General features: G+C 64.5%; 17 protein-coding genes and 2 tRNA genes. 11 read left to right on the forward strand and 8 right to left on the reverse strand.

Going from position 1 to position 19398, the window contains the following annotated elements; all coding sequences use genetic code 11:
* From lrp to hemA, 4 genes are read right to left on the reverse strand one after another with little or no spacing between them, the layout of a single operon-like run.
* Positions 1-492: a leucine-responsive transcriptional regulator Lrp gene (lrp, locus tag ACZ46Y_RS09980; RefSeq protein ID WP_311955282.1), complete on the reverse strand. Its 492-nt coding sequence runs from the start codon at positions 490-492 to the stop codon at positions 1-3.
* Positions 493-525: 33 nt separating this feature from the next.
* Positions 526-1392, reverse strand: coding sequence for a peptide chain release factor N(5)-glutamine methyltransferase (prmC, locus tag ACZ46Y_RS09985; RefSeq protein ID WP_311955284.1), 867 nt, complete (start codon positions 1390-1392; stop codon positions 526-528).
* Complete coding sequence (gene prfA, locus ACZ46Y_RS09990) at positions 1389-2480, reverse strand: peptide chain release factor 1 (RefSeq protein WP_311955286.1); 1092 nt, start codon at positions 2478-2480, stop codon at positions 1389-1391. Before prfA ends, prmC begins: the two co-directional genes overlap by 4 nt.
* Positions 2477-3808, reverse strand: coding sequence for a glutamyl-tRNA reductase (hemA, locus tag ACZ46Y_RS09995; protein ID WP_311955288.1), 1332 nt, complete (start codon positions 3806-3808; stop codon positions 2477-2479). The genes prfA and hemA overlap by 4 nt, the downstream gene beginning before the upstream one ends.
* A gap of 225 nt (positions 3809-4033) precedes the next feature.
* Between hemA and ACZ46Y_RS10000 the strand changes: the two genes are divergently transcribed.
* The 9 genes from ACZ46Y_RS10000 to ACZ46Y_RS10040 all read left to right on the forward strand — a co-directional run bounded on the left by ACZ46Y_RS10000 (position 4034) and on the right by ACZ46Y_RS10040 (position 11270).
* The gene (locus tag ACZ46Y_RS10000; protein WP_311955290.1) at positions 4034-5833 is read left to right on the forward strand and encodes a tetratricopeptide repeat protein; all 1800 of its coding nucleotides are present in this window, start codon (positions 4034-4036) and stop codon (positions 5831-5833) included.
* Between the two features lie 132 nt (positions 5834-5965).
* On the forward strand, positions 5966-6598 hold the full coding sequence (gene lolB, locus ACZ46Y_RS10005; protein ID WP_311955293.1) for a lipoprotein insertase outer membrane protein LolB: 633 nt from the start codon (positions 5966-5968) through the stop codon (positions 6596-6598).
* Positions 6579-7454 (forward strand): 4-(cytidine 5'-diphospho)-2-C-methyl-D-erythritol kinase, encoded by an 876-nt coding sequence (gene ispE / locus ACZ46Y_RS10010; protein ID WP_311955295.1) that lies wholly within the window; start codon positions 6579-6581, stop codon positions 7452-7454. Before lolB ends, ispE begins: the two co-directional genes overlap by 20 nt.
* 24 nt (positions 7455-7478) lie before the next feature.
* Positions 7479-7553: transfer RNA gene (locus ACZ46Y_RS10015), tRNA-Gln, on the forward strand.
* Between the two features lie 73 nt (positions 7554-7626).
* Positions 7627-8568, forward strand: a complete 942-nt coding sequence (locus tag ACZ46Y_RS10020) for a ribose-phosphate pyrophosphokinase (RefSeq protein WP_311955299.1) — start codon at positions 7627-7629, stop codon at positions 8566-8568.
* A 109-nt stretch (positions 8569-8677) separates the two neighbouring features.
* Positions 8678-9337: a 50S ribosomal protein L25/general stress protein Ctc gene (locus ACZ46Y_RS10025; RefSeq protein ID WP_311955300.1), complete on the forward strand. Its 660-nt coding sequence runs from the start codon at positions 8678-8680 to the stop codon at positions 9335-9337.
* 86 nt (positions 9338-9423) lie between these two features.
* Entirely contained in the window at positions 9424-10005 is a 582-nt protein-coding gene (gene pth / locus ACZ46Y_RS10030) for an aminoacyl-tRNA hydrolase (protein ID WP_311955303.1), read from the forward strand.
* Positions 10006-10052: 47 nt separating this feature from the next.
* Positions 10053-11144 carry a redox-regulated ATPase YchF gene (ychF, locus tag ACZ46Y_RS10035; protein ID WP_311955305.1) on the forward strand — a complete coding sequence of 364 codons (1092 nt, stop codon included), beginning with the start codon at positions 10053-10055 and terminating at the stop codon, positions 11142-11144.
* 49 nt (positions 11145-11193) lie between these two features.
* A tRNA-Met gene (locus ACZ46Y_RS10040) sits at positions 11194-11270 on the forward strand.
* Positions 11271-11351: 81 nt separating this feature from the next.
* Here ACZ46Y_RS10040 and ltrA read toward each other — a convergent pair.
* Both ltrA and ACZ46Y_RS10050 read right to left on the reverse strand, forming a co-directional pair.
* Positions 11352-12740, reverse strand: coding sequence for a group II intron reverse transcriptase/maturase (ltrA, locus tag ACZ46Y_RS10045; RefSeq protein WP_311947021.1), 1389 nt, complete (start codon positions 12738-12740; stop codon positions 11352-11354).
* 502 nt (positions 12741-13242) lie between these two features.
* Complete coding sequence (locus ACZ46Y_RS10050) at positions 13243-14556, reverse strand: M18 family aminopeptidase (RefSeq protein ID WP_311957664.1); 1314 nt, start codon at positions 14554-14556, stop codon at positions 13243-13245.
* A 155-nt stretch (positions 14557-14711) separates the two neighbouring features.
* On the opposite strand from ACZ46Y_RS10050, the gene ACZ46Y_RS10055 reads away from it, so the two are divergent.
* Both ACZ46Y_RS10055 and ACZ46Y_RS10060 read left to right on the forward strand, forming a co-directional pair.
* Positions 14712-16814 carry a carboxy terminal-processing peptidase gene (locus ACZ46Y_RS10055; protein ID WP_311957661.1) on the forward strand — a complete coding sequence of 701 codons (2103 nt, stop codon included), beginning with the start codon at positions 14712-14714 and terminating at the stop codon, positions 16812-16814.
* A gap of 186 nt (positions 16815-17000) precedes the next feature.
* Complete coding sequence (locus tag ACZ46Y_RS10060; protein ID WP_311881892.1) at positions 17001-17750, forward strand: IS5 family transposase; 750 nt, start codon at positions 17001-17003, stop codon at positions 17748-17750.
* Here ACZ46Y_RS10060 and ACZ46Y_RS10065 read toward each other — a convergent pair.
* Together ACZ46Y_RS10065 and ACZ46Y_RS10070 are read right to left on the reverse strand one after the other, a co-directional pair.
* Positions 17739-18761: an NADP-dependent oxidoreductase gene (locus ACZ46Y_RS10065; protein WP_311957659.1), complete on the reverse strand. Its 1023-nt coding sequence runs from the start codon at positions 18759-18761 to the stop codon at positions 17739-17741. The two genes, ACZ46Y_RS10060 and ACZ46Y_RS10065, sit on opposite strands and share 12 nt — an antisense overlap.
* 79 nt (positions 18762-18840) lie before the next feature.
* The gene (locus tag ACZ46Y_RS10070; RefSeq protein ID WP_311957657.1) at positions 18841-19395 is read right to left on the reverse strand and encodes a cytochrome b; all 555 of its coding nucleotides are present in this window, start codon (positions 19393-19395) and stop codon (positions 18841-18843) included.
* Between the last annotated feature and the right edge of the window lie 3 nt (positions 19396-19398).

Below are 19398 nucleotides of genomic sequence, written 5' to 3' on the forward strand. Positions count from 1 at the left end.
TTATTTCTCCTCCAGGTCATCGAGAGGCAGGCTGAAGCTTTCCTTGACCTCTTCCATCACCACGTAGCTCTTGGACTCTTTCACCCCGGGCAGCGTCAGCACGACGTCGCCCAGCAGCTGGCGATAGGCCGACATTTCTGCAATCCGGCACTTCAGAATATAGTCGAACTGGCCGGAAACCAGATGGCATTCCTGGATCTGGGGCAGCTTCTCCACCGCCCGGCGAAACTCGTCAAACACCGCCGGCGTCTGGCTTTCCAGGCTGATTTCCACAAATACCAGCAGGTCGGCGCGCAGCGCGCGCGGGTCGAGCAGGGCCTGATAGCCGCGGATCACGCCGCTGCGCTCCAGGCGTTTGACGCGCTCAAGGCAGGGGGTCGTGGAAAGCCCCACCTGGGCGGCCAGGTCGACGTAGGAAATGCGCGCGTTTTCCTGCAGGCAGCGCAGGATGTTCAGGTCGATACGGTCCAGCGTCTTGTGCTTGGCTTTCATGGCAGGATCCCATCGCGTTAACAGAAATGGCAGTCAGGCCGCGGGGCGCTGCCCCAGGCTGACGCGCTCGTGGCTGCCTAGATCCCGCACGCTTACCACTCGGGCGTAGCCGGCCCGGCCGAGCATAGCGCGCACGCCGGCGGCCTGGGTATGGCCGTGCTCCAGCGCCAGCCACCCGCCCGGGGCCAGAAAAGCCCGGGCGCGATCCACCAGCAGGCTCAGGTCAGCGTAGCCTTCAGCCCCGGCGACCAGCGCCGAGCGCGGCTCGAAGCGCACGTCGCCCAGCGCCAAATGCGGGTCGCTATCGGCGATATACGGCGGGTTGGCAACGATCAGGTCGAACGCCGTCTCGGCCTCGCGTTCCAGGGCGTCAAACCAGTCGCTGTGGATAAAGCGGGCGTTGTCCAGCCCGAGCGCGGCGGCGTTATGCCGGGCAAGGGCGACGGCTTCCGTGCGGATATCCACGCCGACAACCTGCCAGCCCGGGCATTCGCATGCAAACGCCAGCGCCACCGCGCCGGTGCCGGTGCCCAGGTCCAACAGCCGGCCGGCGGGCGCGGCGGCGCGCGCCAGGGCGGCTTCGACCAGCGTTTCGGTATCCGGACGGGGGATCAGCGTGCCCGGCGAAGTGGCCAGACGTAACCCCCAGAACTCGCGCTCGCCGGTAAGATACGCAACCGGCGTGCCCTGGGCCCGGGCGGCGACCAGGGCGTCAAAGCGCGCCCGGTGCCAGCGTGATTCGGCGGCGTCACCCCAAGGCTGGTCTCCCCAGGTATAGAGCCAGGTGCGGTCGCGGCCGATGACGTGGAGCAGCAGCACTTCGGCGTCCAGCCGGGGGGTTGGCGAGCCGGCTTGTTCAAGACGCCGGGCGGCCCGGCGTACGTGCGCCTCCAGGGTCATCCGCTGCCCTGAAGCGCGGCTAGCTGATCGGCCTGATATTCGTGGATCAGCGGGTTGATCACCTCGTCGAGCTGCTCGCCGTTGACCACCTCATTCAGCTTGTAAAGCGTCAGGTTGATGCGGTGGTCGGTGATCCGGCTCTGGGGGAAGTTATAGGTGCGGATGCGGTCGCTGCGATCCCCGGTGCCCACCAGCGAGCGGCGCGCGTCGGCCTGCTGCTGGCGCTGCTCGTCCAGGGCGTTCTGCTTGAGCCGGGAGGCCAGGTGCGACATCGCCTTGGCGCGGTTCTTGTGCTGGCTGCGCTCTTCCTGACACTCGACCACCACGCCGGTCGGCAGGTGGGTAATGCGCACGGCGGAGTCGGTGGTGTTGACGTGCTGGCCGCCGGCGCCGCTGGAGCGGAAGGTATCCACGCGCAGGTCGGCCGAGTTGATGTTGATCTCGCCGACGTCTTCCACTTCGGGCATCACCGCCACGGTGCAGGCCGAGGTATGCACGCGCCCCTGGGACTCGGTGGCCGGCACGCGCTGCACCCGGTGGGCGCCGGACTCGAACTTGAGCCGAGCGTAAACGCCGTCGCCCCGGACCCGGGCAATGATCTCTTTATAGCCGCCCATTTCGCCGTGGTTGGCGCTAACGACGCTCACCCGCCAGCCGTGCTGCTCGGCGTAGCGCGAATACATCCGGAACAGGTCCCCGGCAAAGAGCGCCGCTTCGTCGCCGCCGGTGCCGGCGCGCACTTCCAGAAACACGTTGCTGTCGTCGTCGGGGTCCTTGGGCACCAGCAGGCGCTTGAGCTTATCATCAAGCGTCGCCAGCCGCTCGCGCCCGTCGTCGATCTCCATCTCGGCCAGCTCGCGCATTTCCGCATCGCTGTCGTGGCGCATGGCCTCGGCGGCCTCAATGTCACCTTCGATGCCGCGATAGCGCTGCCAGGCGGCCACCAGGTCTTCAAGCTCGGCATATTCCCGGGAGTAGTCGCGAAAGCGCGGCTGGTCGGTGATCACGTCGGGGTCGGCGAGCAGCAGGGCCAGCTCTTCAAAGCGTTCGACAAAGCCGTCCAGGCGGTGGCGCAGCGTCTCTTTCATACAAGGGTTTCATCCTTCTGGCGAGGCGCCACCGCCGTGCGGGGCGCGGCCGCCGTGTCGTGAGTTTCAAACGCAGGCTTGGGCGGCAGCAGAAGCTTCGGCGCCGCGCCCAGTACGGCATGATCCTCGTCGGACGCGGCATCGCGAATGGCCTGGGTCGGCCGGTGCATCAGCCGGTTGGTGAGCTGGTAGGCCAGCCGCTCGATGATCTCGGCGGGGTCTTCGCCCCGGGCCAGACGCGCCAGCGCCTGATCCCGGGAGAGATCGCGCAGCGCCTCCCCCTGCTCGCGGTAGGTCTGGATCAGCTGACCGCCGCTGCGAATGCGGCGCTCGTGCAGCCAGCTGCCCACGCCGTGCTCAATCAGCGACTCGGCCTGGTCGGCGGCGACCTGGCGGTGGCGACGGTTTTCCTGAATGACCACTTCCAGGTCGTCCACGGTATAGAGGAAGACGTCGGCAAGCTCGCCCACCTCGGGCTCGATATCCCGGGGCACGGCGATATCCACCATGAACACCGGGCGCTGCCGGCGATTCTTGAGCGCCCGCTCCATCATCCCCTTGCCGAGGATGGGCAAGGGCGAGGCGGTGGAGGAGATCACAATGTCGGCGTTTTCCAGGGCGTCTGGAATCTCCGGCAGGGTGATGGCCTCGCCGCCGAGCGCCGCCGAGACGTTTTCGGCCCGCTCCCGGGTACGGTTGGCCACGGTGAGCTGGCGCACGCCTGCCTCGTGCAGGTGGCGGGCCACCAGCTCGACGGTCTCGCCCGCGCCGATCAGCAGCGCCCGGGCACGGCTGAAATCGTCAAAGATGCGGCTGGCCATGCTCACCGCCGCGTAGGCTACCGACACCGGGTTCTTGCCGATGCCGGTTTTGGTGCGCACTTGTTTAGCCACGGCGAAGGTGTGCTGAAATAGACGCTCAAGCTCGCCGCCCAGCCCGCGCGAATCCCGCGCCTGCTGATAGGCCTCCTTGAGCTGGCCGAGAATCTGCGGCTCGCCCAGCACCATGGAGTCAAGCCCCACCGCCACGCGCATCAGGTGGCGAGCGGCGTCGTTGTCCAGGTAATGGTAGGCGCAGCGCGTCAAATCCTCGACGCTGAGCTGATGAAAACGCCCCAGCCAGTCGAGCACGACTTGCTCACCGGCGGCATCGGCCACGCAGTAAAGCTCGGTACGATTACAGGTGGAAAGCACCGCCGCTTCGCGGATTTGCGGCAGCGAACGCAGCTCCTCAAGCGCCAGCGACAGCTGTGCCGGCGTAAAGGCGACCTGCTCGCGCACGGCAACCGTGGCGGTACGGTGATTGATTCCCAGGGCAAGAAGCGTCATGCGTTGTGCGTCTTCGCTAGTGTGTCGGTCGTTACGTCTGGCCTTGTGCCGGCCAGTGCACGTCGATTAGAGCGCCTATTCTAACACAGCCGTGGCGGTTCTTACCCCCACCGCTTTTCCACACCATCCTGTCCCATTAAATATGCCCCACGACTATGCCCCACCACTTTGCCCCGGGCCGGCAAGGGGCTATGCTGAGCGTCCGGCCCACGGATCGAGAGTTGCATGCCACTTCGCGCCACCGCTATTCGCGCCACCTTGACGCGCGCCCTTCAAGCCACGCCCGCGGCGTCGCTGCTGCCCCTGCTGGCGGCAGGCGTCCTGCTGGGCGGCTGTCAGACCGCGCCGCCGGCCGAGACTCCGGGCGAGGATATCCTGGCCTCGGCGCCGCCCATCACCCGCGGCCTTGACGCCAAGGGGCTGGGGACGCTGCTCACGGCCGAAATGGCCGGCCAGCGCGGGCGCTACCGCGACGCCACCCAGGGCTATCTGGACGCCGCCGAGCGCTACGCCGACCCGGCCCTTGCCGAGCGCGCCACCTTTGCCGCGCGCTTCAGCGAGTCCACCTCGCTGCTGCAAACCGCCGCAGCGCGCTGGCAGGCGCTGGATCCGTCGAGCACCACGCCCGGCCGCCTGCTTTCCGCCCTTGCCGCCGAGCAGGGCGACTGGGACGGCGCCCTCGAGCAGCGCCTGGCGCTTGCCGCCCAGGGCGACGAGGCCAGGCTTGCCGCGCTTGCCGGCCAGGCCATTGCCGAAGGCGCCCCGCCGGCGCCGCTGCTCGACCGGCTGGACGCCGCGCTGAATGCCGCCGACCCGCTGCCCGAGGCAGGCCGGGGGGACGCCCATCTGGCCGCCGCGCTTTTGGAAAAGGCCCGCGACAACGCCCCCGCGGCGCGCGCGCACCTGACCAGCGCCCGGGCCCTCATTGCCGACGCTCCGGCCCTGTGGCGCACCCAGGCCCAGCTGGCGCTAGACAGCGGCGACTATCGCGATGCTCGCAAGGCCGCCCAAAAAGGGCTTGAGCTTGCCCCGGAAGACGCCCGCTTTACCCTGCTGCTGGTTCAGGCCGACATTCGTCTGGGCAACGTGGCCGCCGCCGAAAAGCACACCGGCGACCTGCTCGAGCGCCACCAAGGCGGGCGCGACCTGCGCCTGGCGCTCGCCCGGCTATACCTGGATGAAGAGCAGCCGGCCGCCGCCCGGCGGCTGCTTAAGCCCCTGGCCGGCCGCGACGACCTTTCCGCTGCCGGCTACTTTCTGCTGGGCAAGGCCGACGAGGCCACCGGCGATACCGACAGCGCCCTCTTATACTACCGCCAGGTCACCGGCGGAGAGGAGCTTCTTCCCGCCAGCGCCTCGGGGGCGCGCATGCTGATCGACGCCGGGCAGCCGGCCGATGCCCGCACCTTTCTCAAAAACCAGCGCCGGCGCTTCAGCGAGCGCTACAGCGACCTGCTGATGCTGGAGGCGAGCCTGCTCGACGAGCTCGGCCAAAAGGCCGAGGCCGACGCCCTGCTCACCCAGGGCATCGAGCGGTCCCCGGACGCTACCGAGCTGCTTTATCACCGCGCCATGCGCGCCTGGCAGGACGGCGACCTTGCCGGCATGGAGCGCGACCTTCAGCAGGTGTTAAAACAGGAGCCCGACAACGTCATGGCGCTCAACGCCCTGGGCTACACCTGGGCCGACGAGCAGGTTCCCGACCGCCTTGACGATGCCCGCCGGCTGGTCGAGCGGGCCCACGAGCTGGCGCCCGACAACCCCGCGGTGCAGGATAGCCTCGGCTGGGTGTACTTTCGTCAGGGGCAGCCGGACAAGGCGCTGCCGCTGCTTGAGCGCGCTCGCAAGCGGATGCCGGACGGCGAAGTCACCGCGCACCTGGCCGAGGTGCTCCACGCCCTGGGCAAAACCGACCGCGCCCGCCGGCTGGTGAGCGAGGCGCTTGCCCGGCGCGACGAGCACCCCGCCATCGACGACCTGCTCTCGCGCCACCCGGAGCTCGCGCCTGCGTCACCCGGGGAATAGCGCTCCCGGCGGTTTTTTCATGCAATCTTTTTCATTCACCCTTTCTTCACTCACTCTATTTTCATTCACGCTTTCTCCATTCACCCTGCCCTGGATACCCTCATGCCGAGCCACTCCCTGACGAGACGTTTCATGCCGCGCCTTGCCGTGCGCACGCCGCTCCTGCCCGCGCTGGCGGCGCTCACGCTGCTCGCCGGCTGCGCAAGCCAAGCGCCCACCGACGACAGCGGCCGCCAGCGCGGCGACTGGAAAGCCCAGCAGACCGATATCCAGGAACTCGAGCGCTGGTCGCTGGTGGGCAAGGCGGGGCTTCGCACGCCCGACGAGCGCCAGAGCGCCAACCTCGACTGGAACCAGTACCCCCACTACTTCCGCATGCTCATCAGCGGCCCCTTCGGCGGCGGACGCACGGTGCTCGAAGGCCGCGAAGGCCGCTTCTCGCTGACCAACGGCGACGGCCGCTTTGAAGCCGAAAGCCCCGAGGCGCTGATGGAAGACCAGCTCGGCTGGTCGCTGCCGGTGCGCGATATGCCTTATTGGGTGCGCGGCCTGCCCGGCGAGCGCGACACCTATCAGCTGGAAACCGACGCCTTCGGCTTCCCCTCGCATCTGGAGCAAAACGGCTGGGAGATCGACTACCGCGACTGGACCGAAGTCGGCGACCTCTGGCTGCCGCGCAAGCTGGCGCTGGCCTACGGCGACATGCGCGTCACCCTGGTGATCAACCGTTGGCAGCCCGACCCCGATGACGCGCCGGCACAGTAACCCCGTGCCCGGCACGCTACGGCTGCCCGCCCCGGCCAAGCTCAACCGCCTGTTGCACATTACCGGCCGGCGCGACGACGGCTACCACGAGCTGCAGACGCTGTTCCAGCTGCTCGACCTGAGCGACGCGGTCAGCCTGACACCGCGCAGCGACGGCCGGCTGGTGCTGGAAAGCGCGCTTGCCGGCGTCGCCGCCGACGATAACCTGGCGCTGCGCGCCGCTCGGCTGCTGCAACGCCGTGCGCCCGCCGGCTGCGGAGCCAGCATCAAGGTCGACAAGCGCCTGCCCTTGGGCGGCGGGCTTGGCGGCGGCAGCTCCAACGCGGCCACGGTGCTTGTGGGACTCAACGCGCTCTGGCAGCTTGGGCTGTCGCTTGACGAGCTGGCGACGCTTGGGCTTGGGCTGGGGGCGGACGTGCCGGTGTTCGTCAGAGGCCGCAGCGCCTGGGCCGAAGGCGTCGGCGACAGGCTCACTCCGGTTCGCCTGGAGACGTCCTGGTTCGTGGTCATCCACCCGGGCGTGAGCGTCTCTACCGCCGGGGTGTTCGGCGATCCGCAATTGACACGCCATACCCCGCCGATTAATATGGCGCGCGCACTTCAAGGGGGAGCATCCACCTGGCGCAACGACTGCGAAGCCGTGGTCAGGGACAGGCATCCGCCGGTTGCCAGCGCGCTTGACTATCTTGCCCGCTACGCACCCGCCGGGCTTACCGGCACCGGAGCCTGCGTATTTGCCGCTTTTCCGCACGCGCCAGACGCTCGGCGCATCGCGCAGGCGGCAGGCGAGTACGGCACGGCCTGGGTTGCCAAAGGATGCAATCACTCTCCTCTTCATGATGCTCTGGGCGGCTAAACGCCCGTCCTGCTGGAACACTGCTGGGGTATCGCCAAGTGGTAAGGCACCGGTTTTTGGTATCGGCATGCGCAGGTTCGAATCCTGCTACCCCAGCCAATCCAGCAGCCAGCGGCGCCGAACGATTTAGCCAAAACGCCCAAGATTTCCAACACTGCAAAGGTGGCTGCGCGTGTCAAAACTGATGGTTTTCGCCGGGAACGCCAATCCCGAGCTCGCTCACAAGATTGCCGATAGTCTGGACAGCCGAATGGGTAACGCCACGGTCGGCCAGTTCAGCGACGGCGAAATCGCAGTCGAGATCAATGAGAACGTGCGCGGCAAGGATGTCTTCATCCTGCAGTCCACCTGTGCGCCCACCAACGACAACCTGATGGAAATGATCCTGATGGTTGACGCTCTGCGTCGCGCCTCGGCGGCGCGCATCACCGCGGTGCTGCCCTACTTCGGCTATGCCCGCCAGGACCGCCGAGTGCGCTCCTCAAGGGTGCCGATTTCGGCCAAGGTGGTGGCCGACATGATGGTCAAGGCCGGCGTGGACCGGGTAATGACCATGGATCTTCACGCCGATCAGATCCAGGGCTTCTTCGACGTGCCGGTGGACAACGTCTACGGCTCGCCGATCCTGCTTGACGATATCGAGCGGCAAAACTACAGCGACCTCGTCGTGGTCTCCCCGGACGTCGGCGGCGTGGTCCGCGCCCGGGCCATTGCCAAGGCGCTCAACGCCGACCTGGCGATTATCGACAAGCGCCGCCCCCAGGCCAACCAGGCCCAGATCATGCATATCATCGGCGCGATCGAAGGCCGCACCTGCGTCGTAGTCGACGACATGATCGACACCGCCGGCACCCTGTGCAAGGCCGGCGAAGCGCTGATGGAGCGCGGCGCCAAGAGCGTGGTGGCCTACGCCACCCACGCTATCCTCTCCGGCCCGGCGGTGGATAACATTACCGACTCCGTGCTTGACGAAGTCGTGGTGGCCGATACGATTCCGCTGTCGGAAAGCGCGCGTCGCAGCGGCCGCATCCGCCAGCTAAGCGTCGCCGGGCTGATCGCCGAGGCGATCCGCCGGGTCAGCAACGAAGAATCCGTCAGCGCAATGTTCCACTGATTGCCTGACTTTCGCAGCGGTAGGGGCCAAATGCCCCGCCGCTTCTGGAAACGTCGTCGTCTGGTCGCGGGCGGCGGCGTTTTCCAACGTTAACCTAGAGGCACATTCAATGTCCGATTTTATCCTTAACGCCAGCGTTCGTTCCGACCTGGGGAAAGGTGCGAGCCGCCGCCTGCGTCGTGCAAACGAACAAGTTCCCGCCGTAGTTTACGGCGGCGACAAGGCGCCGCAGTCCATCGCCGTGGAAAAGACCTCCTTTTACAAGGCGGTCGAAAGCGAAGCATTCTTCTCCTCGATCATCGATCTCAACATCGAGGGCACCAAAGAGCAGGTCATCGTGCGTGATCTGCAGCGCCACCCGTTCAAACCGCTGATGACCCACGCCGACTTCATGCGCGTGGATGCCAAGCAGGAAATCACCATCAACATCCCGCTGCACGTCATCGGCGAAGAGCAGTGCGTGGGCATCAAGGACCAGGACGGCGAGCTGCACACCCTGGCCGTTGAAGTTGCCGTCTACTGCCTGCCCAAAGACCTGCCCGACAACCTGGAAATCGACATTTCCGAAGTAGAAGTCGGCACCACCCTGCACCTTTCCGACATCAAGATGCCGGAAGGCGTACGCTCGGTCGATCTCGCCCACAGCGAAGATCACAACTCGGCCGTGCTCAGCGTCGTCAAGATGAAGGATCGCGACGACGAAGAGGACGAAGCCGAAGAGGGCGAAGGTGAAGGCACAGGCGAAGGCGAAGGTGACAACGCCGAATAAGCCGCAGGCCCAGGGCCGTGCCCGGCACGGCCCGCTAAATGTTACGATCAAGCGCTTCGGCGCTTGATTTTTTTTGGAGGGAAACAATGAGTCAGGTCCTGGCGCTTATCGGCCTGGGAAACCCCGGCCCCCAGTACGCCGCCACGCGACACAACGCCGGCGCCTGGCTGGTGGACGCCGTGGCCCGGGAGGCGCGCGTCGAGCTGCGCCCGGAAAAGAAGTTTCTCGGCCTCTATGCCAAGGCGCGCCTGGGCGATACCCAGCTGCACCTGCTCAACCCCACCACCTTCATGAACCGCAGCGGCGCCGCCGTGGCCGCGCTGTGCCAGTTTTTCAAGCTGGCCCCCGAGGAGCTGCTGGTAGCCCACGACGAGCTCGATCTGCCCGCCGGCCAGGCACGCTATAAAACCGGCGGCGGTCACGGCGGCCACAACGGCCTGCGCGACACCATCAGTGCACTTGGCAATCAAAAACAGTTTCATCGCCTGCGCATCGGCATCGGCCATCCCGGCGAGTCACACCAGGTCGTCAACTACGTGCTCAACCGCCCGGGCAAGGCCGAGCAGGCCGCCATCGACGCCGCGCTGGACGAGTGCCTGGCCACCCTGCCGCTGGGGCTTGCCGGCAACTGGCCCCGAGCCATGCAGCGCCTGCACAGCGTCAAGTAACGCGCCTTTCGCGTCGCACTTCACACAAGCTTTCAGGAATCATCGTTATGGGTTTCAACTGCGGTATTGTCGGCCTGCCCAACGTCGGCAAGTCCACGCTCTTCAACGCGCTGACCAAGTCGGGCATCGACGCTGAAAACTTCCCCTTCTGCACCATCGAGCCCAACGTCGGCATTGTGCCCATGCCCGACCCGCGGCTCGACCCGCTCGCGGCCATCGTCAAGCCCGAACGGGTGCTGCCCACCACCATGGAGTTTGTCGACATCGCCGGGCTGGTGGCCGGCGCGTCCAAGGGCGAAGGCCTGGGCAACAAGTTTCTCGCCAACATCCGCGAGACTCAGGCCATTGCCCACGTGGTACGCTGCTTTGACAACGACAACGTCATCCACGTCTCCAACCAGGTCGACCCCCGCGCCGACATCGAGATCATCAACATGGAGCTGGCGCTGGCTGACCTCGACACCGTGGAGAAGGCCCTCCAGCGGCTGGTGCGCGCGGTCAAGGGCGGCGACAAGGATGCCGTTGCCACCAAGGCCGTGCTCGACAAGGTGCAGCCGCACCTGGCCGAAGGCCAGCCGCTGCGCAGCGCCGGCCTGGACGACGACGAAAAGGAGCAGGTCAAGAGCTTCGGCTTTCTGACCCTGAAACCCACCATGTACATCGCCAACGTCAACGAGGACGGCTTTGCCGACAACCCCTACCTCGACGTGGTCGACGAGATCGCCGCCGAAGAAGGCGCGGTGGTCGTTCCCGTGTGCAACCAGATCGAAGCCGAAATTGCCGAGCTCGACGACGAGGAGCGCGCCATGTTCCTCGACGAGATGGGCATGGCCGAGCCCGGCCTCGACCGAGTGATTCGCGCCGGCTACTCGCTGCTGGGCCTGCAGACCTACTTTACCGCCGGGGTGAAGGAAGTTCGCGCCTGGACCGTGCGCGAAGGCGCTACCGCCCCGGAAGCCGCCGGCGTAATCCACAGCGACTTTCAGAAAGGCTTCATCCGCGCCGAAGTGGTGGCCTACGACGATTTCGTCGGCCTGGGCGGCGAGCAGGCCGCCAAGGATGCCGGCAAGTGGCGCCTGGAAGGCAAGGACTACATCGTCCGCGACGGCGACGTCATCCACTTCCGCTTCAACGTCTGAAGCACTTGACGCCTCCCCGGCCGCCGGGTAGTATCCGCCCCCGTTGAATGGCTACGTAGCTCAGTTGGTTAGAGCACATCACTCATAATGATGGGGTCCCCTGTTCGAATCAGGGCGTAGCTACCAGCCCGGTTAAATTGGGTAGGGGCCGGGGTTACCCCCGGCGCCCTCCCACACCACCGTACGTACCGTTCGGTATACGGCGGTTCATGAAGAACGGCTAAGCCCTCTTACCGTATCGAGTACCGAGATCAGGCCCTGCCGGTCGAACCACTTGCGTGGCAGGGCCTGATTCATGTGCGAGGCGCCGGCATTCCACCAGGGACCTCGCCCATTCCCCGCTGACTTCCAGGCACGCTGACCATCCAAGCCCAGCGCCAGAAGCTTGCGGCGCCGGGTCTTTGGACGTTTCCACTGCCGCCAGATCACACAACGCAGTCGGCGACGTACCCAGCTATCCAGCGCTTCCAGCGGTCGCTTCACGTCAACGAGACTGAAGTAGCTGGCCCAGCCCCGCAGGACGGGAGCCAGCTCTCTGGTGATACGCCGAATGCTGCGCCCCCTGCCGCGTTTGAGGATATCGCGGACACATTGCACCAGGCGCTGCAGGCTGGCCTTGGCCAGCGTCAACTTCGGCAGCTTGTGCCGAGTCAGCGTGTAGCCTAGGTATCCCCGGCTCCAGGGTCGGTCCACCGCACTTTTGTCGCGATTGACCGTCAGCCGGAGCGAATTCTCGAGAAAATCACTCAGGCTGGCCATGACGCGCTCGCCCGCTCGCCGACTCCTGACATACACCTGTATGTCGTCGGCGTAACGGCAGAAGCGGTGGCCGCGGCGTTCCAGCTCCTTGTCCACGTCATCCAGCAGGATATTCGCCATCAGCGGACTCAGCGGTCCGCCCTGAGGTGTTCCCTGCCGACGTGGTGAGACCAGGCTGTCCTGGAACATGCCGGCCTCCAGGTAGCGGCGAATCAGGCGCAGCACCCGCTTGTCGCGGACGCGACGCGCGACCCGCGCCATCAGCAGGTCGTGGTTCACCCGATCGAAGAAGGCTTCCAGATCGAGATCGACCACCCAACGGTGGCCAGCCGCGACATGGTCCTTCATGGCCGAGACGGCCTGCTGAGCACTGCGTTGGGGGCGGTAACCGTAGCTCGATGCGGAGAAGCCCGGATCGAAGAGCGGCGTCAGCACCTGCAGCAGCGCCTGTTGGATCAGCCGGTCACTGACCGTGGGGATGCCGAGCTGACGCGTCCCGCCCTTGGGCTTGGGGATCTCGACGGCTCGGACCGGGCTGGGGTGGTACTCTCCGGCCAGCAGCCGCTCGCGCAGCGTCGGCCAGTATTGCTTCAGGTGGTCGGCCAGTTGGTCCACCGACATGCCATCGGCACCCGGTGCCCCCTTGTTGGCGACCACCCTCCGGTAAGCCCGCTGCATGTTGTCGGTGGCGACCACCGCTTCCATGAGCGAGGCGGACTCCGCTTTCGTCCACGATAACGACGCCGGGACCGTCTCGACGCCCACCGGCTGGAGCTCGGGGTACTGCCCCTGCCCCTCTGGGTGGGTGACGGTATTAGCGCCACTTTCTGTCTTCATGATCGATCCTCGAGACGTCATCGCCTACTCGCGGTTCTTCATGTTCGGCCCTTGGTGCCGGGGTGAGTCGGCACTTACTATGGCCTCGGCTGACGTCTGGCGGTCCATCCCGTCACCTCTCGACGCCGGTAGCACTGTGGCAGACCACCAGACCTCCCAGGGTAAGACGCGCGACCTTCCTCCCATCTACCCGCCGCATTTACCTCCACACCTTCCGGATAGCTATTGGGCTTCGAGTCTCATTGCCCTCTCGCCCAGATGTGGCTGCCTCATATGCGATTCCTGTTCGTCGGGCCGGGAGTTTGCCTGCAGCTTCCTTCAGATTCCGCCTCGCGACGGACACCCTTGCTGTTCGGCTAACGGTTCCCGCTATCAAGGTCCGTAGGGGACTCTCACCCCCAAGTCATCCCGGGGCACTACCCCCGGGAACAGCACCTGTCGGTGCTACGCGCCATGCCTGGCGCACAACGGAAAAGCCCGCCATCGAGCGGGCTTTTTTGCGTCAGGCGTTCAGCTCGAGGGCCGGGCGATCAAGAAAGGTCCGCAGCGCGCGGATCAGGTGGATCACATCCTCGGTGCCGGCGGTTTCGCGGACGGAGTGCATGGCCCACTGGGGCACGCCCACGTCAAGCGTCGGCACGCCCACTTCGGTGGCGGTGATCGGCCCGATGGTGCTGCCGCAGCCCATGTCTGCCCGGGTGACGAACGCCTGCACCGGCACCGAGGCCTCCCGGCAGACGTCGCGAAACAGCGCCCCGGTGGCGCTGTTGGTAGCATAGCGCTGGCTGGCGTTGACCTTGATCACCGGCCCCTGGTTGATCGCCGGGCCGTGCTGCTCGTCGTGCTTGTCGATAAAGTTGGGGTGCAGCGCGTGGGCGTTATCGCAGGAAATCATCAGCGATGACTGGATCAGCTGCACAAGCGACGCCTCGGTGGCGCCGCCTACGGCTTCGTTCAGCCGCCTGAGCACATCGCCGAGAAACGGCCCCTGGGCGCCGCAGGCGCTGGCGCTGCCGACTTCCTCGTGGTCGTTGGCCACCAGCAGCGCGCCCTGCTCACCGTCGCACTCGAGCAGCGCTTCCATCCCCGTGAAGCAGGACAGCAGGTTATCCAGCCTTGCGCTTGCCACCAGCTCCTGCTTGACGCCCACCAGCGCCGGCGGCTGGACGTCGTAAAACGAAAGCTCGAAGTCCACCACCTCGATGTCGTCGAGGCCGTGCTCCCTGGCCAGCAACGTCTGCAGCAGCGGCGTTAGCGTTGCGCTCTCGCTCTGCATCAGCACCGGCGCCATCTGCGTCTGGGGGTTGATCGCCCGGCCGCTGTTGGCCTCGCGGTCCAGATGAATGGCAAGGCTTGGAATGGTAGCCACGGGCCGGTCGACGTTTAACAGCACGCTTTCCAGACGGCCGTCGCCGTGGCGCACGTGGACGCGGCCGGCAAGCCCTAGGTCGCGGTCAAACCACGGCGCCAGGAGCGCGCCGCCGTAAACCTGCACCCCCAGCTGCAGCCAGCCGGCGGCGTATTGCGTGGCGTTGGGCTTCAGGTGAAGCCCGGGGCTGTCGGTGTGGGCGCCGATCATGCGCAGCGCGGCAAGCGAGGTGCAAGGCAGCTGAAAGGCGATAATCGACGAGTCATTGCGCGTGACGTAGTAGCGCCCGCCCGCGCTCAGATCCCAGTCCCGGGTTTCCTCTAGCCGCTGGAAGCCGGCGCTTTCCAGCCGCCGAGCCATGTTGCGGGTGGCGTGCCACGGCGTGGGCGAGGTGCGCAGAAAATCGCGCAGGCGGTCGAGGGTATCGGTATGTTCGCCCTGGGGCATGAAAAACTCCCTGACAAGAATGGTGGTTTGAGTCTCGGCGAAGCAGGCTAACTGCTACAATGCCTTTTCGGTTCACGCACTATGTTGACTACTTGCGCTCTAGCCGCTTGCCGCGCAAGGGCCTGAGTATACCTAACCCCGGGAGAGCTTGATTGATGAGCTGGTTTGCCACCCTTTCGCGCCTGACCGCCCTTACCGCGGTGCTGATCATGAGCAGCGCGGTCATGGCCCTGGAGCCGACCGACGAGCAGCGTCAAGCCGCCGTGGAAAGCGCAGACTCGCTGCGCTACGGGCACTACGCGGACGTAAACTTTGACGAAGCCTGGTCCCAAAACGCCTTTGATCGCTATCTGGATATTCTAGACGGTCAGCGCGCCTACCTGCTACAGCGCGACATCAAACCGTTCAACTCCTTGCGCACCGAGCTTGGCCGAGTGCTGGAAAACGGCGAGCTGGACGAAGTCTTTGCCCTTCACGAGCGCGCCAACGAGCGGCGCGAAGCGCGCCTGGAATGGCTGTTGGACGAGCTCGACCAGGGGCTGGACTTCGACTTTGACGGCGACCAGCGCCTGGAAGTCGACCGCGAGGATGCGTCCTTCGCCACCCGCGAAAGCGAGCTTGACGCGCTGTGGCAAAAGCGGCTGATAAACGACGCCCTGAGCCTTGCTCTGACCAACCAGGATCGCGAGCAGGTCGAAGACGCCCTGCGCCAGCGCTACGAAGGCCAGCTGTCGCGCATCGAGCAGACCGAGCCCGAAGACGTCTTCGGCCTGTTCATGGCCGCCGTCACCGGCAGCATCGAGCCGCACACCGCGTACCTCTCGCCGCGCCAGGGCGAGTCCTTTGATATCCAGATGAGCCTGTCCCTTGAAGGCATCGGCGCGCTGCTCCAGGCCGACGGCGAATACGTCAAGGTGGCAAGCCTGGTGGCCGGCGGCCCGGCCGAACGCGCCGGCGTGCTCAAGCCCGCCGACCGCATCATTGCCGTGGGCCAGGAAGACGAAGACGAGATGGTCAACGTCATCGGCATGCGCCTGGACAACGTCGTTGACCTGATTCGCGGCCCCAAGGGTTCCAAGGTTCGCCTCGAGGTCATTCCCGCCCAGGCGGTGGATACCACCCGCTCCCACGTGGTCACCATCACCCGGGACACCGTGGACCTGGAAGACCAGGCTGCCAGTAGCGAAGTCATTGAACTTGAGCGCGACGGCGAGTCCCACTCCCTTGGCGTGATCAACGTGCCCACTTTCTACGTCGACTTTGACGCCTGGCAGGCCGGCGAAGAAGACTACCGCAGCACCACCCGGGACGTCGCCGAGGAAGTCGAAAAGCTCAAGGAGCAGGACGTCGAAGGCATCGTTTTAGACCTGCGCAACAACGGCGGCGGCGCCCTTCAGGAGGCCAACTCGCTGATTGGGCTGTTCATCGACCGCGGCCCCACGGTGCAGGTGCGCGACGCCCAGAGCCGCATCCAGCTCTACGGCGACAGCGAAGCCGGCACCCTTTACGACGGCCCGCTGGGCGTATTGGTCAACCGCCTGTCCGCCTCCGCCTCGGAGATTTTCGCCGGCGCCATCCAGGACTACGGCCGCGGCCTGGTTCTCGGGTCGAACACCTTCGGCAAGGGCACGGTGCAAACCCTTGACCAGCTCAGCCACGGCGAGCTCAAGCTGACTCGGGCAAAGTTCTACCGCATTTCCGGCAAGAGCACGCAAAACCGCGGCATCGAGCCGGATATTACCTTCCCCAGCCTGATTGACCCCGAGCGCATCGGCGAAAGCAGCCTGGATAACGCCCTGGGCTGGGACAGCGTGCGCGATGTGCAGTACCGCCGCTACGGCAAGCCGGAAGAGGTTCTGCCCACGCTGAAAAAGCGCCACGAAGCGCGCGCCGAGGAAAACCCCAACTTTATCTATCTCGAGCGCCAGTCGGCCCTTGCCCGCAAGCTGCGCGAGCAGCACACCACCGTCAGCCTCAACCGCGAGCAGCGGAAAAAGGAGATGGAGGCCCAGGAAGCCGAGCAGCTATCGCTTGAGAACCAGCGCCGCCGGGCGCTGGGCATGGACGAACTCGACGAGTGGATCGACGCCCGCGAGGACGCCATGGCCGGAAGCCATCAGGACGGGGTAAACGACGTCGGCGAAGAAGATGACGACGATGAGGACATGCCCGCCGAGCGCGCCCAGGTCCTTGAAGCCGCGGAAATCCTGCTCGACTACGCCGGCCTCGACGCGAACACGCGCCTGGCCAAGGGCTAAAACGAGCACCCCCACAGCGCACAGAGGCGGTGTGGGGGTGCTTTGCTATCAGTGCGGTCGCCTAACCCCTGTTAGCCAGCAGAAAGTCTGACTAGGGCCTGTTGACGTTTCATGGCAGGGGTATTGGCAGGATAGGGGCAAGCTCGCAGAATAAAGGTTCCTACACCAACAAACTGCAAGCCTGCCATGCCCCGACAAATGCTCACGGATGAACACTGGTCGAAGCTGAAACCTATCCTGCTTCAACAAGGTATTTATGACAAGGCCGACTTGCGTACCACGATAGAAGGCATCCTTTATCGGATGCGCACCGGCTGCCCGTGGCGGGACCTACCGGAGACGTTTGGCCCCTGGAACACGGTCTACAAGCGTTTTAACGCCTGGTCAGCGAGTGGAAAGCTGATGAGGCTTTTCAGCTCTCTGGTGGAGGAGCCTGATGTTGAGTGGCTGTTCATTGATGGCTCCTACGTCAAGGCCCACCAGGACAGCACCGGAGCTGCCACGGAAGACGCAGAAGCTATTGGCAAAAGTCGTGCAGGCAATACCAGCAAGATCCACTTGACCGTAGATGCCTATGGGCTACCGATCACCTTCAGAATAACCGGGGGTGAGGTGCACGACAGCACGGAAGCCCGGGCATTGATTGACGATTTGCCAGCGGGTGATGCATTGGTGGCTGACAAGGGCTATGACAGCGAGCGTATCCGTGAACAGATCGAAGCCAAGGGCATGGCTGCCGTCATTCCACGTAAACGCAACTCAAAGAAAGGAAATGCCAATCTGGACAGAGGCTTATATCGCTATCGGCATCTGGTTGAGAATGCCTTTGCTCGATTGAAGCCGTATCGCGCCATCGCAACGCGTTACGACAAGCTCAAGCGAAACTACGAAAGCATGGTGGCCTTGGCCTGCGGCTTTTTATGGCTACCAATGTGAAACGTCAACACGCCCTAGCTGCTTGCCAAAGCTTTTACTCGAAAAAAGATCGATAAACGCCTGGGGAGCGTTGTCCAATCCGTCGACGACGTTTTCCCGGTAGCGCAGTGTCCCGTCCTTGATCCATTGACCCAGGTGCTCGACGGCCTCGGCGTTTCTCTCGGCGTAGTCGTATACCACGAAGCCCTTCATCATGGCGCTTTTCTTGATCAACAGCTGCGGTGCAACAGCGCCGCTTGCCAGAGACGTGGCGTTATACTGCGACGTCTGCCCACACACCACGATCCGCGCGTGATAATTGATCAACGACAGCACCGCCTGGGTAACCTCACCGCCAACGTTATCAAAGTAAACGTCGATACCGTCCGGGCAGGCGTCCTTGAGCGCCGCCGCCAGATCTTCCGTATTTTTGTAGTTGAGAACCGCATCAAAGCCTAGCTCATCGCGCAGATAAGCAACCTTCTCCGGTGAGCCGGCTGTGCCGACCACGCGACAACCCTGGCGTTTGGCGATTTGCCCCGCAACCATTCCCACGGCACCCGCAGCACCAGAAACGACCACCGTTTCTTCGGCCTGAGGCTTGCCAATGTCCAGCATGCCGAAATACCCGCAGAACCCCGGTACGCCAACGATACCCAGATAGGCCGACAAGGGTGCCGCGTCGGGGTCGACCTTCTTGGCTTGGCTGCCGTCGGATAGCGAGTAGTTCTGCCAGCCGAGCCGCTCATAAACGTAATCGCCCTCGGCAAAGCCGCTCAGCTTTGACGCTACAACGCGCCCGACCGAGCGTCCGGTCAAGGGCTTTCCCAACTCAAACGCAGCGGTGTGGGACTTGCCCTCCTCCATCATACTGCGCATCCCCGGGTCCACCGACAGGTAGAGCGTCTGAATCAGCATTTCGCCTTCACCTGGGTTTGGCACCTCGGCGTCCACCACCTCAAAATCATCTCGCTGCGGCCTTCCTTGCGGACGCTTGGCGAGGAGTACCTGGCGATTGATTTTGGCTTGCATGATGGTTTCCTCATCGTGTCGAAGGTTCGCATGCCTCTAGGGTAGCGCACCTCTTCACCGCTCGATCAAGAGCACATAGTTAACTATTCCCCAAGCGCTTTATCGTCATACGCACAAGGGTATCGTCGTGTTTGACGAAGTGATGATACAGCGCCGCCCCCAGATGACCGAGTACCAGCGCGACGAACAGCCAGGAAATCTGAGCGTGCCATTCGCCTAATGCGACGGCCCAGGGGATTTCCTGCTCGCTCTGGGCAACAAGTTCGATGCCAAAAACTCCAAGGCCGTGACCGCCTCCCACCATGAGCAAAACACCTGTTACCGGAATCAACACCATGCACAGGTAGAGCAGCAGATGCCCACCCTTAGCCAGCAATGCCATGACACCCTGGCCCTGTGGTTTGGCATGCTGTTGTTGCTGGCTTAGCCTCCAGATGATTCTGAGCGGCACAAGAACAAGCAGTAGCAAACCGACATCTACGTGCCAAGGAACGATCGTGTTACCAACCCAGTGCTCTCCATCGTTGATGTAACCACCGAGTGCCATGAACTGAATAATGATAAACAGTGCCATTATCCAGTGAAATAGACGACTGATGACGCCGTAACGCCCCTGTGTGTCATGATAAGTCATTTT

It is taken from the genome of Halomonas garicola (assembly GCF_055382465.1).